Origin of the sequence: Pseudonocardia sp. Ae331_Ps2 (assembly GCF_001932405.1) — a bacterium.
Taxonomy (GTDB): Bacteria; Actinomycetota; Actinomycetes; order Mycobacteriales; family Pseudonocardiaceae; genus Pseudonocardia.
Genome location: NZ_MCIM01000001.1, coordinates 628,635 through 644,029, shown reverse-complemented (window position 1 = coordinate 644,029; position 15,395 = coordinate 628,635). Strand labels below are relative to the sequence as shown.

11 protein-coding genes, 2 tRNA genes and 1 pseudogene are annotated in these 15,395 nt (G+C 72.3%); 4 read left to right on the top strand and 10 right to left on the bottom strand.

Translation table 11 applies throughout. The features are described from left to right. From Ae331Ps2_RS03175 to Ae331Ps2_RS03165, 3 genes are all read right to left on the bottom strand, one after another. Positions 1-709, bottom strand: a 709-nt coding sequence (locus Ae331Ps2_RS03175) for an IS30 family transposase (RefSeq protein WP_217695637.1), incomplete at its 3' end; no start/stop codon positions are given. A gap of 859 nt (positions 710-1,568) precedes the next feature. After that, complete coding sequence (locus Ae331Ps2_RS03170; protein WP_075310818.1) at positions 1,569-1,964, bottom strand: hypothetical protein; 396 nt, start codon at positions 1,962-1,964, stop codon at positions 1,569-1,571. A gap of 97 nt (positions 1,965-2,061) precedes the next feature. Further along, a tRNA-Gly gene (locus tag Ae331Ps2_RS03165) sits at positions 2,062-2,132 on the bottom strand. Positions 2,133-2,252: 120 nt separating this feature from the next. On the opposite strand from Ae331Ps2_RS03165, the gene Ae331Ps2_RS03160 reads away from it, so the two are divergent. Then, entirely contained in the window at positions 2,253-2,822 is a 570-nt protein-coding gene (locus Ae331Ps2_RS03160) for a sigma-70 family RNA polymerase sigma factor (RefSeq protein WP_075310820.1), read from the top strand. Further along, a complete protein-coding gene (locus Ae331Ps2_RS32415; protein WP_083695179.1) occupies positions 2,819-3,487 on the top strand; it encodes a zf-HC2 domain-containing protein in 669 nt (222 codons plus the stop codon). Before Ae331Ps2_RS03160 ends, Ae331Ps2_RS32415 begins: the two co-directional genes overlap by 4 nt. On the opposite strand, the gene Ae331Ps2_RS03150 is transcribed toward Ae331Ps2_RS32415, so the two are convergent. The 6 genes and pseudogenes from Ae331Ps2_RS03150 to Ae331Ps2_RS03125 form a co-directional block, all read right to left on the bottom strand. Beyond that, entirely contained in the window at positions 3,480-4,646 is a 1,167-nt protein-coding gene (locus Ae331Ps2_RS03150; RefSeq protein ID WP_075310822.1) for an FtsW/RodA/SpoVE family cell cycle protein, read from the bottom strand. The two genes, Ae331Ps2_RS32415 and Ae331Ps2_RS03150, sit on opposite strands and share 8 nt — an antisense overlap. Before the next feature lie 67 nt (positions 4,647-4,713). Further along, entirely contained in the window at positions 4,714-5,313 is a 600-nt protein-coding gene (locus Ae331Ps2_RS03145; RefSeq protein ID WP_075310824.1) for a sortase domain-bontaining protein, read from the bottom strand. A 193-nt stretch (positions 5,314-5,506) separates the two neighbouring features. Further along, positions 5,507-5,878: pseudogene (locus tag Ae331Ps2_RS34120) on the bottom strand (CHRD domain-containing protein); the annotation flags it as partial. A gap of 196 nt (positions 5,879-6,074) precedes the next feature. Beyond that, complete coding sequence (locus tag Ae331Ps2_RS03135; protein WP_075310828.1) at positions 6,075-6,950, bottom strand: hypothetical protein; 876 nt, start codon at positions 6,948-6,950, stop codon at positions 6,075-6,077. A 15-nt stretch (positions 6,951-6,965) separates the two neighbouring features. After that, entirely contained in the window at positions 6,966-8,696 is a 1,731-nt protein-coding gene (locus Ae331Ps2_RS03130) for a sulfite reductase flavoprotein subunit alpha (RefSeq protein WP_233147636.1), read from the bottom strand. Next, complete coding sequence (locus Ae331Ps2_RS03125; protein WP_075310830.1) at positions 8,693-13,969, bottom strand: glutamate synthase-related protein; 5,277 nt, start codon at positions 13,967-13,969, stop codon at positions 8,693-8,695. Before Ae331Ps2_RS03125 ends, Ae331Ps2_RS03130 begins: the two co-directional genes overlap by 4 nt. A gap of 144 nt (positions 13,970-14,113) precedes the next feature. On the opposite strand from Ae331Ps2_RS03125, the gene Ae331Ps2_RS03120 reads away from it, so the two are divergent. After that, positions 14,114-14,190: transfer RNA gene (locus tag Ae331Ps2_RS03120), tRNA-Pro, on the top strand. 254 nt (positions 14,191-14,444) lie between these two features. Then, positions 14,445-14,789, top strand: a complete 345-nt coding sequence (locus Ae331Ps2_RS03115) for a DUF4288 domain-containing protein (protein ID WP_075310832.1) — start codon at positions 14,445-14,447, stop codon at positions 14,787-14,789. A gap of 22 nt (positions 14,790-14,811) precedes the next feature. On the opposite strand, the gene Ae331Ps2_RS03110 is transcribed toward Ae331Ps2_RS03115, so the two are convergent. Further along, the coding region (locus Ae331Ps2_RS03110; RefSeq protein WP_217695636.1) for a transposase family protein at positions 14,812-15,395 on the bottom strand (584 nt) is incomplete at its 5' end.

The window sequence follows — 15,395 nt, the reverse complement described above, 5'->3', positions numbered from 1 at the left end:
TCTCCGCCCCGCAGTCCCAGGTCAGCGAGGCCCGCATGTGGGCGGGCAGGCCACTGGTGGCGGCGATGACCCCACGGCCGACGGTCAGCGAGTCGCGCCCGTGCAGCGGAACGAGCACGAGGAACCGGGAGGTGCGCTCGACCAGGGTCCCGACGGCGGTCTTGCCGTCCTTGCCGATGATCAGGTCACCCTCCCAGTGCCCGGGCACCACACGCCCCTCGGCGTTGACGGGGCGCTCGTCGATGTAGACGGGGTCCTTGATCCGCGGAGCCGGTGGTGGCTTCCGTCCGCCACGTCGAGTGGTGCGCCCGGAGCGCAGTGCGAGCAGCTCGCGGGCCAGGGTGGACACCGGGGTGGCATAGATCCACTGGTAGATCGCCTCGTGAGACACCCGGCAAGCCTGATCGTCGGGATACTCGGTCGGCAACCGGCCCGCGATCGAGGCCGGTGACCAGCCACGACGCAGCAGAGCGTGCACGATCCCGCGCAACCGCGGATAGCGGTCCACCGCGAGCTGCTTCGGGCGCGCCCGCGCCGCCTGGGCCCGTTCCTGCGCTGCCGCGGCCCGGTACTCGTGGCGTCCGCCGTGGCGACGGACCTCACGAGAGATCACCGACGGATCACGACCCACCACCGAGGCGATCTGCTTGTAGGACAAGCCTTCCGCCAGACCCCTCGAGATCTCCTCCCGATCCGACAACATCAACATTTCACGCACGGAACATCCTGTCCCGCCCAACTCGCCAAGATCAAGTGCTACGACCGGCAGAACTCACCCCCTTGATCTTCAGTCCACCCAATTTCGTATTCACCGTAGGAGAATGTTGACCCAGGAAAGTCTCGGCCTTTTCGCATCATAAATTCATCGGCAGCCGCGCTGTCGCGAAAAACTCCGAGGATTCGACAGGAGTCGACGCCCTCCTCGAGAACAATCCAGACCGTCAGTTTCATCGCAGCACTAGTAGCCACAGGGCAAGTCTACTCGGGGAGTAATTACAGCTGACTGGTAGGTGCGACCGAGCTGAACGGAGTACCCCTTTGTCTCCTGCTGGAACCTCGAAGTATTATTGTTCTTGCAGTAGAACTCAATATTCTTCTGCGTGAGCGATGCTACCCCGCGGGACGTTCCCGTCTTCCTGTCCACCTGCTTGTAGCGCAGGCCGGCCCACTCCACAATGTAGAGAGTGCTCGTCTGTGAAATAATTGTCGGCCTGCCGGCTTTGCAACTTGTGTATGGCTTAGCTCCGACGGACTTCTTGCCTGCAGAGGTTCGAGGATGAACGACCGATGGATACAATGTGCATTGGAACGGATCTAGGGTCGCCATCGGTTGAGCCGATCGAGGGTCAGTGTCGTGATATGGTTGATACGGAGCACTCCGCCCCGCGATACGCTGAAGTTCGTCCAGGTAGTTCTCGTCAGGGCCCGGCTCACTGGCGAGTGCCGGATGAGCCAGCCCCACCGCTGCGAATACGACAGCCAGGGCCAGTCCGATAAAACGCCTCACTGATTACCTCCCCCATAGAGTGGATGAATACTAAACAGGCGCAAATAGGCGTCGCGACGCATCACCACTGGCAAATATTGGCAATCGCCGTGTTGGCGTAATGGAGCTGCCGCTTGACCCCCTCGTCGACTTGAACGTCGAAGCCTTTCGGATCATCTACAGCAAGATACGGCAGCACCACCTTGTAGCTAGCCACCCACGCCTCAACTGCAACTTTCAGATCCCCATTCTTCAAATTTAGCGCTCCTCCTTCCATCATCGAGGGGATGGAGTGAAGCTGGATCGGGGTCAAGACTTGATTCGCCACGGGCCAGCCGACGCCGTGTGCAGTCAGGTCAGCCTGGGTGATCGCGCACCATTCGACATCCTCGATGGGTTTCTGACAGCCAGCAACGAGAGACCCCACCACCCCGAGCGCCAGCAGCAACGCCGCAGACCCGACCTTCGGTCGAGACATCGGCGCCCCTTCTCTCCTTGCACACCGGTCGCACGTCCCTGCCCGACTTCTCTTCAAGATCGACTAGGGCTGGTGTTTCGGCCTGTCGTGCGGCGTGAGCGGGCGACGGGAATCGAACCCGCGTAGCCAGTTTGGAAGACTGGGGCTCTACCATTGAGCTACGCCCGCATGCCCCGATCTCACCGATCAGGACCTCCACAGCGTATCCCACACCGGCCCCGTGAACATCCCCGCCCCCGGGTACGTACACACCGGCCACAGGGACGTTCAGGAGGTTCGCAGACACCGATGAAGGCGCCCCACCGCAGGCTGCGCTCCGTCGACGCGCGCGCCGCAGAACCCGGGCTCGACACCGAGCAGGGGCTCCGGGCCGCGTACACGGCGCACGGAGCCGAGCTCTACCGCTACGCCCTGCGTCAGCTCGGCGACGAGGGCGCGGCCCAGGAGTCCGTGCAGGAGGTCTTCCTGCGCGCCTGGCGTCGCGCCGACTCCTACGACCCGTCGATCGCCAGCCTGCGGGTGTGGTTGTTCGCCATCGCCCGCAACGTGGTGATCGACGAGATCCGTAGGGTCGCGGCGCGGCCCTGGCGACGCAGGCTCACCGACGAGCCCGACCCCGGGAACGACTCCGTCGGCCCTGCCGACGACGCGCTCGTCGACGGCTGGCTGGTCGAGGAGGCGTTGCGGCGGCTCCGTCCGGAGCACCGGCAGGCGATCGTCGAGGCGTACCTGCGGGGCCGCCCGCACGCCGAGATCGCGGCGGAGGCGGGGGTTCCCCTGGGGACGATCCGGAGCCGGGTCTTCTACGGGCTGAAGGCGTTGCGACTGGCGATGGACGAGATGGGGGTGGAACCGTGACTCCGGACGAGCACCGGGCGATGCGGGAGTCGCTGGGCGACCACGCGATGGGCCGGCTGGAGGGCGACGAGCTGGCGACCCTCGAGGCCCACCTGCAGGGCTGCCCGGCGTGCCGCAAGGAGCTGGCCGAGGTCGCGAGTGTGCTGCCCGCGCTGGGCCGGGTCGATCCGGACCGGCTCGACCACACCCCCGCTCCCCCGCCGGACCTGGGTGACCGGATCGTCGCGGCGGCGCGGGCCGAGCGCCCGGCGTCCACCGCGGGCCGGTCACGGAGCCGGTGGGCACCGGTCGCCGCGGCGGCCGCGGCCGCGCTGCTCGTCGGCGGCGTCGGCGGCTACCTGGTCGGCGACCACGACGGCATTCCGCGCGAGCCGGTCGCGGTCCAGGCGATGGACCCCGCGGTGCGGGCCACGGCGGTCGCGATCCCGCACACCTGGGGCGTCGAGATCGTGCTCGACGGCGACGGGTTCCGCTCCGGTGCGACCTACCGCGTCGTCGTCGAGGCCGAGGACGGGCGCGAGGTGAGCGCGGGCGAGTTCATCGGGACCGGCGCGTCGCCGATGGTCTGCAACCTCAACTCCTCGGTGCTGCGGGCCGACGCGGAGCAGTTCCGGGTCGTCGACGGCGCCGGGGCCACGGTGCTGCGCGGCAGCCTGGCTACCTGACCCGGCGGGCGGCGTTGGCGACCAGCCCGAGCAGGAACAGGGTGCTGACCAGCGCCGTCCCGCCCGCGGACACCAGCGGCAGCTGCTGGCCGGTCACCGGGAGCAGACCGACGACGTAGCCGACGTTCATCACGGCCTGCACGACGACCCAGGTCACGGTCGCCGCCGTCACCAGCCGCAGGAACGGATCCCGGGTGCGAACGGCGACGCGCAGCCCGACCCAGGCGAGCAGCAGGTACAGCGCCAGCACGGCGAGCCCGCCGACCAGCCCGAGCTCCTCGCCGATGACGGCGAAGATGAAGTCGTTCGCGGCGTTGGGCAGGTAGTCCCACTTCGCGCGGCCCTGCCCGAGGCCGGTGCCGAACAGGCCGCCGTCGGCGAGGGACAGCAGCGCCTGGCGGGACTGGTAGCCGGCGCCGAGCTCGTCGCCCGCGCCGAGGAACGTGCTGATCCGGTCGCGGCGGTAGTCGGCGGTGAGCCCCAGGACGGCGACGCCGAGCAGCGCCCCGACGGACATGCCGCCGAGCAGCAGCAGCGGCGCTCCGGCGAAGAACAGCAGCGACAGCACGATGACACCGAGCGCCACCGTCGTGCTGAGCGCGGGTTGCAGCATGAGCAGCGCCGCCGCCAGCAACGCGATCGGGACCAGTGGGAGGACGGCGTAGCGGCCCCGGCGCCCTGCACGGCCGCGCAGGGCCAGCACGTGCGCGCCCCACAGCAGGAGCACGACCTTGGCCGCCTCGCCCGGCTGCACGGTGAACCCGGCGACCGAGATCCACCGGCGCGCACCGCCGCGGACCTCGCCGATGCCCGGGACCAGCACGAGCACCAGCGCGGCGAGACAGGCGAACAGCAGCCACGGCGTCCACCGTCGCAGCCCGGCCGGTGACACCCACATCCCGAGCGCGAACGCGCCGGCCCCGAGCAGCAGGAAGATCAGGTGGCGGACGAAGACGGTCAGCACCATCCCGTCCGCGACGGTCCGCCCGCCCGCCGAGGCCGACAGCACCATCACGACGCCGACCGCGAGCAGCACGCCCGTCGCCCCGAGCAGCAGGTGCAGCGGCGGGACGCGGCGCAGCCGGGCGAGCCGCGACGCCCGGGGGCGTCCGGCTGCGGCGCCCGTCGGGCGCGGGTCGCGCTGTCGCGGCACCGTCACCCGATCAGTGTGGTCCCGGACCGGGTGTCCGGAGTGGAACCGGACGTCTCGGCGCGTCGGGCAACGGTCACAGCGCGCGGGCGTGCACGACCACGTTGTCGAGGTAGCTGAGTGCCTCCCGGTCGAAGTCGCCCGCACAGGTGACCAGGCGCAGCTGGTCCGGTGACGTACCGCCGAACACGGCGAAGGTCGGGAACGCGTCCTTGGGCATCTGCTCGGTCCGCTCGACGGCGTAGCTGTCGACGGAGCCGTCGTCGCGACCGACCTCGATCACGTCGCCCGGGGCGAGGTCGGCCAGGTCGATGAACACCGCGGGCCCTTCACGTGAGTCGACGTGCCCGAGCAGGACGGTCGGGGCGGGCGCGGTGCCGCGGTCGAACCAGCCGACGCGGTCGTAGTCCTGCGGCACCTCGGCGGTGCCGTCGTCGGCGATGCCGAGCCGGAGCAGCTGCGACTCGTCCACCCCGATCGCCGGGATGTGCAGCGAGACGGGCACACCGGCGGCCGCCGGGACCGCGCCGGGCGGCGCGCCGGCGGACGGCACCGCAGGCGCGGGAGTGGGGGCGGGCGGTGCCGCGCACCCCACGAGCAGGAACACCAGCGCGACGACGCCCGGGAGCAGCAGGGCTCCCGGGCGCCGGTCACGCGCGCGGTCAGCCCTGCGCACGGCCCCGGCGGGCCATCAGCACGCCCGCACCGGCCGCGGCGGCCAGGCCGGCAGCACCGACCGCGTAGAGCGCGGTCGAGTCGGAGGAGGACCCACCGGCGCCGGTCTCGACGCCGCCCATCGGGACGGCGGCGAGCTGGCCGCGCACCGTGCCGGCCGCGAAGTCGGCGGTGTGGGTGTCACCGGTGAAGCCGGCCGGGTTCGCCTCGATCTGCTTCAGCGAGAAGCCGGTGGCGGTGTCCTGGCCGTTCGGGCCCTCGAGCCCGGTGGTGAACGGGCCCTGCAGGCAGCCCGACGAGGTGCGGACGTCGCCGTCGCCCTCGGGGTTCGGGAACGCCAGGCGCGGCGGGCCGGGCTTGCCGAGCGCCGCCTCGTGGATGTGCGTCGCGGTCTTGGCCGGGCTCTGGTACTCCCCGGTGACGCCGCGCAGGGTGATGTCGTAGCAGATGATCTCGTCGTCGGAGTTGATCCGGAAGTTGAACTCGCCGGTCGCGCCGGGCTGACCGGGGACGGCCTGCCCGTCGTTGTTGACGATGGTGTCCGGGGTGGCGCTCACGGTGTACATGCTCGTGAAGGTCGACGGCTCCCCGACCTCGGTCTCCTGGGCGAACGCGATCCCCGCGGTCGCGGCGAAGCCGAGTGCGGTGGCGGCGGTGACGGCGGCGAGGCGGGGCAGGGTGCGGCGCATCCCGGTGTCCTTTCTGACGGGTTCATCCTTGATTGCCCGTCTCTACGACCACCGCGTCGGCCGCGTTCACCGCTCACCTGATCGGGTGCAGCAGCACGTCCCGGACCATGCGCTCCCAGGCCGTCACAACGTCGGTGGACGGCAGTCCGAACTGGCCGATCAGGGCGGGGCAGCGGCCGTCCGGCCCGGTCAGGAGCACCGTCGTCATCGGACCGTACGGGCCGTGCGTGCGGACCGGGCGCACCGCCTCGATCTCGCCGGGGGCGAACGCGAACTGCACCGCACCCGACACCACGCCGACGACGTCGGCGGTCTCGACGTGGTCGACCGAACCCGTGCCGACCTGCAGACAGCCGCCGTTCGGCACGGCCAGCCCGGCCGGGACCCCGTGCTCGCAGAGCAGGCACAACAGGTCGACCGCCCGGGCGACGTCGCACGGCGGGGCGGCCGGGACGAGCCCGGCGGGGACCCGGCCGCCGCCGTCGGTGAGCGCGTCGAGCAGCCCGAGGTGATCGAGCTCGTCGGGAACCGCCGTCGGCACGACGGGCGGGTCGTCGACACGCGGGGCCAGCCGCATCACCTCGGTGACCAGCGGGGCGTCGGGCGACAGCAGGTGCGTGCGGTGCACGGCCCCGCCGTCGCCGTCGAACAGCCACAGCGCGGCGGGCTCACGACGCTCGTCGTCGGCCCGGGTCGCGACGACCGCGGCGACCGCGGGCCGGGACAGGCGCAGGGTCACCGCGTCGGCCCGGACCCCGAACGCCTCGCCGGTGAAGGTCGGCTCGGCGTAGGTACCGAGCTCGCTGATCAGGGCGATGCCGTTCGCGGTGGTCGCGACGACCTCGTCGAGCAGCGGGAGGTGCCGCGCCAGCGTGCCGGCGTCGAGGTCGAGCCGCTCGCCGACGAGGTGGGAGAGCAGGACGTCGAGGTCGGTGTGGGGCAGGGTCACGAGGCACGCTCCGGTTCAGTAGACGTCACGCAGGTACCGCTTCCCGCGCTTGAGGTCGGCGACGAACTCGGCCGCACCGTCCTCGCCCCCCGTGTGGGCGGCGAGGATCTCGTGCAGCGCGGCGTCGACGTCGCGGGCCATCCGGCTCGCATCGCCGCACACGTAGAGGTGGGCGCCCTCTTTCAGCCACGCGTACAGCCGGGCGCCGTGTTCGCGCATCCGGTCCTGGACGTACACCTTCTCCGGCTGGTCGCGGGAGAAGGCGAGGTCGAGGTGGGCGAGCAGGCCGTCGGAGGCCCAGCCGAGCAGCTCGGACCGGTAGAGGAAGTCGTGGTCGGAGCGGCGGTCGCCGAACAGCAGCCAGTTCCGGCCCCGCGCCCCGCGGGCGGCCCGTTCCTGCAGGAACGCGCGGAACGGGGCGACACCCGTGCCCGGCCCGATCATGATCATGTCGACGTCGTCGGCGGGTGGCCGGAACCCGGTGTTGGGCTGCAGCGAGACGACGGCGGTGTCCCCGACGGCGAGCCGGTCCGCGAGGTGGGTGGAGCAGACCCCGCCGACCGCGCGGTCGTCGCACCGGTAGCGGACCGAGGCGACGGTCAGGTGCACCCGGTCCGGGAAGAGCAGCGGGCTCGACGAGATCGAGTACGCCCGGTGCTGCAGCGGGCGCAGCAGCCCGACGAACTCCTCCGGGTCGAGCCGCACCCGTGCGGCGTGCAGCAGTCCGAGCAGGTCGCGGTCCCACAAGGCGCCCGCGCGGTCCTCACGCAGGGCGGCGCGCAGCCCGGCGTCGGCGGCCCGCTCGGCGAGCACCTCGAGCAGGTCCCGCGACGGCGTGACGATCTCGTGCGCGCAGGTCAGGAGCTCACGCAGCGGACGGTCACCGACCGGGGTGTCGCCGTCGTGACCGAGGTGGTCGAGGAGCGCCTCGACGAGCGCGGGATCGTTGGCGGGCACGACGTTGAGCGAGTCTCCCGCGGCGTAGGTCAGGCCGGTGCCGGTGAGGTCGAACTCGTGGTGGTGGATCTCCTTGTCCGAGGCGGGCCCGGACAGCCGCACCCGGTGGGCGAGCACGGCGGGCACCGGGGCGGGGCGTTCGCGGCGGCGCGCCGGCTCCGGCACGGGTGCGGGCGCGGGTGCGGGCTCCTCCGCGGCGGGCGCGGCGCTCAGCACGGCGACGATCTCGGGGAACCACTGCGCGGAGGCGTCCTCCCACATCACGTCGCAGTCGCGGCGTTCCAGGAGGCGGGTGGCCCCCAGCTCGGCGAGGCGGGTGTCGAGCAGCCGCCCGGCCGCGCAGAAGTCCTCGTAGGACTCGTCGCCCAGCGCGCACACCGCGAACGACATCGCGTCCAGGCGTGGCGCGTCGTCGGCGGTGATCATCTTCCGGAAGAGGTCGGCGTTGTCGGGCATCTCGCCGTCGCCGTAGGTGGAGCAGACGACGACCACCCTGCTCATCGCGGCGAGCGCGTCGGCGTCGACCGCGTCGAGCTCGTGCAGCTCCCACGGCACCCCGGCCTCGGTGAGGCGTTCGGTGAGAAGGTCGGCGACGTACTCGGCGTTGCCGGTCTCGGTGCCGTACAGCACGTGCACCGGGGTCATCCCGGACTCCTTCCGGACGGGTGCGGCGGCGCTGCGGGCGCCCGCGAGGTAGCCGGACAGCCAGATGCGCTGCTCGGCGGTGAACGGGGCGTCCGGCGAGATCGCCAGGTCGCCCAGCTCGGCCGGGGGCGGCGGCGCGATCACGGGGCACCCACCAGGTCCGGTGCGGCGCGGGCCGCGAACAGCTCCTCGACGCTCGGGATCCGGCCGAGGCGCGCGGTGTTCGCGGCGTCCTGGGCGAGGATCCAGCCGTAGGTGCCGGGGCTGTCGGTGCCGTACACGTCGCGCCGGGCGAGGGAGCGCTTGAGGTCGCCGACGCGCTTGTCCGAGACCAGTACGGCGAGCTCGTCGTCGGTGTAGCCGGCCAGCGCGTCGCGGGCGTAGCGCACCAGCCGCGTCCGGACGGCATGGTCCTCGGTGAGCAGCAGCGTGCGGACGGGAACGCCGCGGCGCGCGGCGACCTCCTCGGCGACGGTCTGCACGGTCAGTCCGTTGAGCAGGACGAACATCTCCTCTCCGGCGTCGCCGTCGGGTACCACCCCGGACGCGACGGGGACGCCGTCGCGCTGGGCGAGCTTGTGCCGGCGCAGCTGGTGCGCGGCGAGGGCGGCGGCGAGCTCGTCGACGAGCTCGCGCCGGGTGCGGGCGGCGAGGATCTCCCCGGCGTCCTGGTAGAGCCGCAGCGACCGCGGGGTCGCGACGAGCAGGTGCGCGCGCTCGCGCTCCCAGTCCTCGAGCAGCCGGGTGGCCAGCGGCGAACCGGTCGCCTCGACGTGCCACTCCAGCAGCAGCCGGACGGCGGTCGTGTGGAACCCCGAGACCGGTGCGACGTCGACCGAGTCGGTCGAGAACCCGACGGTCCCGGTCGGGTCGTACTGGTAGAGGAACCCGCCGGACATGCCGTTGCCCAGACCCGACCCCGCGGCGCCGAGGTTCAGCACGGCCCCGCCGGTCATGTACTCGCAGCCGAAGTCGCCGAGCCCCTCGACGACGGCGCTCGCCCCGGAGTTCCGCACCGCGAACCGGTCCCCCGCCTCGCCCTGCACGAACAGCCGGCCGCCGGTGGCCCCGAACAGCGCGAAGTTGCCGACGAGCACGTTGGTGCCGGGCCGGTCGTCGTGCACGGTGCCGGGCGACCGGACCGCGATGGTGCCGCCGCAGGCGGACTTGCCGACGCCGTCGTTGGCGGTGCCGGTGTGGACGAGCCACATCCCGTCGTTGCAGAACAGCCCGAACGACTGTCCCGCGGCGCCGTGGGTGCGGACCCGCAGCCACCGCTGCGGCAGGAACCGGCGGCCGCGGTCGTCGACGAGTGCCGGTCCGGGGACGTGCTCGTGGTTCAGCATCCGCTCCACGTCGACGGCGAGGCGCCCGCCCACGGACCGGTGCCGGTTGCCCAGCACGCCGCCGTCGATGTCCACGCCGGACTCCCCACGGGCCAGGGCCGCCCGGACGGTGGCCGACCACCGCTCGTCGTGGTCGTGGTGGGCGCCGACCCGCACCGGGTCGGCGACCTGCGGGGTCATGACGCGGTGCAGCAGGCGGCGCAGGTCCAGCCGCCCGACCAGCGACGGGTGCCGGGCGAGGTGCAGCAGGTCGGCCCGGCCGCGGGCCTCGCGCAGGCTGCGCAGCCCGAGACCGGCGAGGATCTCGCGGACCTCGTGGGCGACGCCGAGCAGGTACTGGGCCAGCGCGCGGGGGTCGCCGTCGAAGGCGTCGGCGTCGGTGGTGATCCCGGCCGGGCACTTCACGTTGCAGTTCTTCGCCATGACGCAGCGCAGCATCATCAGCGCGGTCGTCCCGAACTCGAAGGAGTCGGCGCCGAGCAGCGCGGAGACGACGACGTCGCCGCCGGTCTGGTGCGCCCCGGAGCAGCGCAGCTCGACGGCGTCGCGCAGACCGTGCGCGGACAGCGCCTGGTGCACCTCGGCGACGCCCAGCTCCGCGGAGCGCCCGGCGAACTTCAGGCTGGTGACGTTGGCGGCGCCGGTGCCACCGGTGTTGCCGGCGACGTTGATGACGTGCGCACCGGCCTTCGCGACGCCGACGGCGATCGTCCCGATGCCCTCCGAGGACACCAGCTTGACCACGACCCTCACCCGCGCCGCGGTGGCGTCGTGGATGAGCTGGGCGAGGTCCTCGATGGAGTAGGTGTCGTGGTGCGGCGGCGGGGACACCAGCTCGACACCGGGCGTCGCGCCGCGGGCGGCGGCGATGTCGACGGTCACCTTGGCACCGGGCAGCTGGCCGCCCTCGCCGGGCTTGGCCCCCTGCGCGATCTTGATCTCGACCTGGTCGAGCATCGGGTCGGCGAGGTAGCCCGCCCACACCCCGAACCGTCCGGAGGCGAACTGCTTGACCCGGGAGCCGCGGATGGTGCCGAACCGGCTGCGGGACTCGCCGCCCTCGCCGCAGTTGGACAGCCCGCCGACCATGTTGGTGCCGTGGGCGACGGCCTCGTGCGCCCCGGCGACGAGGGCGCCGTGGCTCATCGCGCCCGAGGCGAGGGTGCGAGTGATCTCCGAGGCGGGCTGTACCTGCGACAGCGGGACCGGGTCGGGGGCGGTGACGAGCAGGTCCAGCCGGTCCGCGGCCGTCCCCGTCGCGGCCACCCGCAGGGTGCGGTGGTCGAGGCGTTCGACGGACACCCCGAGCCGCTCGGTCAGCCAGGACGCCAGCGGGCCGGCGTCGCCGTCGACGTGCAGCAGGTCGCCGTCGCGGCGGAGCCCGCGCACGGCGATGCAGGCGTTGCCGTGCGGGTCGATGCGGTCGAGCGCGGCGGCGGGATCGCCGTCGCGCAGGTCCGGCGGCAGGACCAGGACGTCGCGCAACGCGGACGGGCGCCGTTCGCGCTCGGCGGCGAGGGACCGGACGAGCTCGCGGTAGCCGGGCGTGGGCGCGGACGCGTCGATCTCGGCGTCGGTGAGTGCACCCAGTCCGGTGTGGACGTAGGCGTCGTCGTGCAGGCCGAGGGAGTCGGTGAGCGCGGCGAGCGGCAGCAGCCGGAGCTCGCGGTCGACCGTGCCCGCGGTGAGGCCGGTCCGTTCGTCGACCAGACCGGTGAAGGCGGTGACGGCGGCGGCGCCGTAGGAGTGCCCGGCGCCGTCGGAGCGTTCCTTGAACAGGCCGAGCTGCGGGAGGTCCTCGGGGCCGGTGACGGTCAGCGCGCGGGCGTGCCAGTCGCGGACCGAGCGCTCGACGTCGGCGAAGCCGGCACCGCCGACCGGGGCGTCGACCTCGGGGAGCCAGCGGGCGAGCACCGGGTCGCGGGTGTCGAGGTAGGCGGACTCGAAGAACTCGCCGCCGACGTAGCTCTCCATCGTGCACAGCCCGACCCGGGCCATGGTCTTGAGCAGGGACTTCTCCGCCGCGGCGCGGAAGCGCGCGAACGCCGCGCCGGGGTCGTCGGGGTGCTGCTGGACCGCGCGCAGGTGCGCGGTGTGCGGGTGCACGGCCGAGGCCCCGAACCCCAGGACGACGGCGAGGTGGTGCGCCGAGCAGACCTGCCCGGTCGCGACGACCAGCGAGACCGCGGGGCGCAGACCGGCCGCGACCAGAGCACGGTTCACCGCGGCGACGGCGAGTGCCGCGGGGACCGCGGCCCGGTCGCGGGCGACGGCGCGGTCGTCGAGGACGGCGATGCCACCGCGGTCGCGGGCGAAGGCGACGACCTCCGCGCACAGTCCCTCGACCGTGGCCTCCAGCGTCCCCGGCTCGTGCAGCAGCGCGAACCGGCCGACCGGGACGACCTGCTGGGCCTCGATGCGGGCGAGCCCGTCGGCGTCGAGCACGGGCGAGTCGAGGACGATGCGGTGGAACGGGCCGTCGTGCACCGGACGGGCACCGAGAGCGACGCGCAGGGTCATGCCGTCGGCCTCGCGGATCGGGTCCAGCGGCGGGTTGGTGACCTGGGCGAAGCGCTGGGAGAAGAAGTGCGCGACGCCGCCCTCGCGGTCGCTGAGGGCGTTGATGGCGTTGCCGTAGCCCATGGCGGAGACGCGTTCGGTGCCGGTGTCGAGCATCGGGTCGAGCAGGACGCGGAACGCCTCGGCGTCGAGGCCGTAGGCGACGTAGCGCTGGTGGACGGTGAGGTCGTCACCCCAGGCCTGCTCGGGGGCCCCGGGGGCGGCCGGGAGCTCGGCCGCCGGTGTCCGCGCCCCGGCCAGGAGGGCCTCGTGGTCGGCACGGGCGGCGAGCAGCTCCAGGGTCTGCGCGGTGTCGTAGGTGCGATGCTCACGGGTGCTCCACCACAGCATCCCGCCGGCCTCGATACGGCCGCGGCGCAGCACCTCGTCGTCGGGGAACGGGAATTGGCCCGCCTCCGAGGAGACGGTCAGGTAGTCGGCGGTCTCGCAGGTCCGCAGGGGACGCAGGCCGAGCCGATCGAGACGGGCGCCGATGACCTCCCCGTCGGAGAAGACCAGCGCGGCCGGGCCGTCGTTGATCTCCTCGACCAGCGACCGGTACTCCAGCATCGCACGCACCGGCGCGGGCAGCGTGCGGTCGTTCTCCCAGGCCGGGGGCATCGCGGCGACGACGGCCGCGACGAGGTCGAGCCCGTCGCCCGCCACACGTGCGTGCAGGGTCTGGTCGAACCGCGCGCTGTCGGACTGCCCGGGCGGCCGCACGATCCGGCGGCCCCGGGCGCGGGCGAGCGCCTCGTCGGCGATCCGGTTCTTGCGGTCGGTGTTGAGCTCGCCGTTGTGCGCGAGCAGCCGGAAGGGCTGCGCCATCGACGGGTGCGGGTCGGTGTTGGTGGAGAAGCGGGTGTGGAAGTAGAGGCTGCGCACCCGGTGCTCGGGGTCGGTGAGATCGGCGAAGTACGGCACGACCTCCCACGAGTTCAGCCGTCCCTTGAGGACCTGGGTGCGGGTCGAGAGGCTGAGCGGGTAGAGGCCGGCGACGGTCTCGTCGGTGTAGGCGACCGACTCGACGTCGAGCAGGATGCCGTGCGCCAGGCGCTCCGGGTCGGCGACGTCGGGGACCTCGACGATCCACTGCCGCACCGGGAGCTGCTGTGCGGCGGCCGCGGGGCGCAGCACCGACGGATCGACCGGCACGTCGCGGACGGCCAGGACGGTGCAGCCGTGCGCGGTGAGGGTGAGCGTGACCAGCGCCGCGGCCGCCGCGGCGCGTTCCGGGTCGGCGGGGAGGAAGACGTTCGCGACGGCGAACCGTCCCGGAGTCAGCTCGCGGCCGGCGAGCCGGGAGAAGAACGACACCGAGAGGTCCACCGAGACCCCGCCGCCGTCGCCGACGCCCTCGGCGGACATCCCGCCGCGGTGCGGCACGGCGCAGAGGGCACGATGAGCGAGGGCGAGCACGTCGTGGGTCTGCACCCCGTCCTTGCGGACGATCAGCCCGACGCCGCAGCTCGCGTGCTCCGCGGTGGGGTCGTGCAGTCCGGACGGTGCCACGTGGCGGTCCTCCTTCAGTAAGGGAAGGCTTACCTTAAGAAGGCGGGAGCGGCGGGATCAACGGCCGGTCGCTGTCGCGCAGGACACACCCGGCGTCGACGGCGGCGGACGGGCGGGACAAGCGCAGGGCTAGACTGCGGGCGACGGGGTGTGGCGCAGCTTGGTAGCGCACTCGCTTTGGGAGCGAGGGGCCGTGGGTTCAAATCCCGCCACCCCGACCAGCGGAAACGTCGCCGTGCGCGGCGTTCCGGAGGCGGTTGAGCGCGGCATCTGACAGGAACCTCAGTGCTCGTCGGCGTTCTCGACACCGGCCCCGAGCTGGGTGTTCAGCAGGTCGAGGGCATCACGCTGGCTGTCGAGCGTCACGTGACCGTGGACGTTCATCGTCTCGGTCGCGCTGTGGCTGACGACCCTCGGGTGCGCCTCGGGGATCGCCCCGAGGCAGGTCGACAGCCTCCGGAGCGACTATGCGGACATGGCCTCCGAAGCGCTGTTCGTCGCCATTCTGCTGTTCGAGTCGACATCGTCGGTACCGAGCTACCGACCGCTCTACCGCGAGGACGTCGTCCTGCTCCGAGCACTGTCGCTGGAGGACGCACAGGATCTTGCCGGACGACACGGGCACGAAGCCGAGACCTCCTACACGAACCACGCGGGGGAGACGGTCAGGGACCGCCTGTTACACGTCGTTGATGTCACCCCGGCTCTGACCGACGACCTCACAACGACAGTCGTTGACGTGTACAGCCGCCACTTCCGCGACATCGCGGCGTACCGGCGGTTCGACCCCCTGTGCGACGGCGAGCAGCTCTGGCAGTGAGGTGTTCTCAGTAGCGGGTTGATCATGTCGTGCGGTCGTACTCGGTGTGGAGTAGTACGAGCGCAGCTGCGGTGATCGCGCCGGTGCGCCAGGGACATAGCGTGACTCGCCGCAACGCGGCGAAGGTGGTCTTGAGCAGGGCGTTTCCGCGTTCGGCCAGAGCACGAAGGGCTGAGTGCAGGGTGTTGACGGTGCGCTGGTTGACCGTCTGCCCGCGGCCGGGGACGAGTTTGATGGGCACGGTGAGCCGGTCGGCTTCGCCTTCGTAGCCGAGGTCGCCCAGCGCGGCGTGGGTGTCGTCGGTGAACGCGGCCAGGCCCTCGAGCAGCCCGGGGTGGGTACGGGCGCAGCGGGTGTCGTGCTCGCGGCCCGGCCGCACGTCGCTGGTCCATAGCGGCCATCCATCAGGTGCGGTGAGGACCTGGATGTTCCCGCCGTGGCGGCGGTGCTTGCCCGACCACCACAGGTCGACCCCGGGGGTGAGGCCGAGCGCGCGGCACCGGTCGGTGGCGATCAGGGTGCCGTCGAGATTCACGTGGGTGTGCCCGGCTGTGCGGGCGGCGAGCAGGGCTCCGTGCAGGCCGGGTGCGGCCGCGGCGAGGACGT

What these genes read in the sequence shown, in the direction of transcription:
- Ae331Ps2_RS03170 (WP_075310818.1), bottom strand. Translation starts at nt 1,964, where the DNA reads ATGTCTCGACCGAAGGTCGGGTCTGCGGCGTTGCTGCTGGCGCTCGGG.
- Ae331Ps2_RS03115 (WP_075310832.1), top strand. Translation starts at nt 14,445, where the DNA reads ATGGCCTCCGAAGCGCTGTTCGTCGCCATTCTGCTGTTCGAGTCGACA.
- Ae331Ps2_RS03160 (WP_075310820.1), top strand. Translation starts at nt 2,253, where the DNA reads ATGAAGGCGCCCCACCGCAGGCTGCGCTCCGTCGACGCGCGCGCCGCA.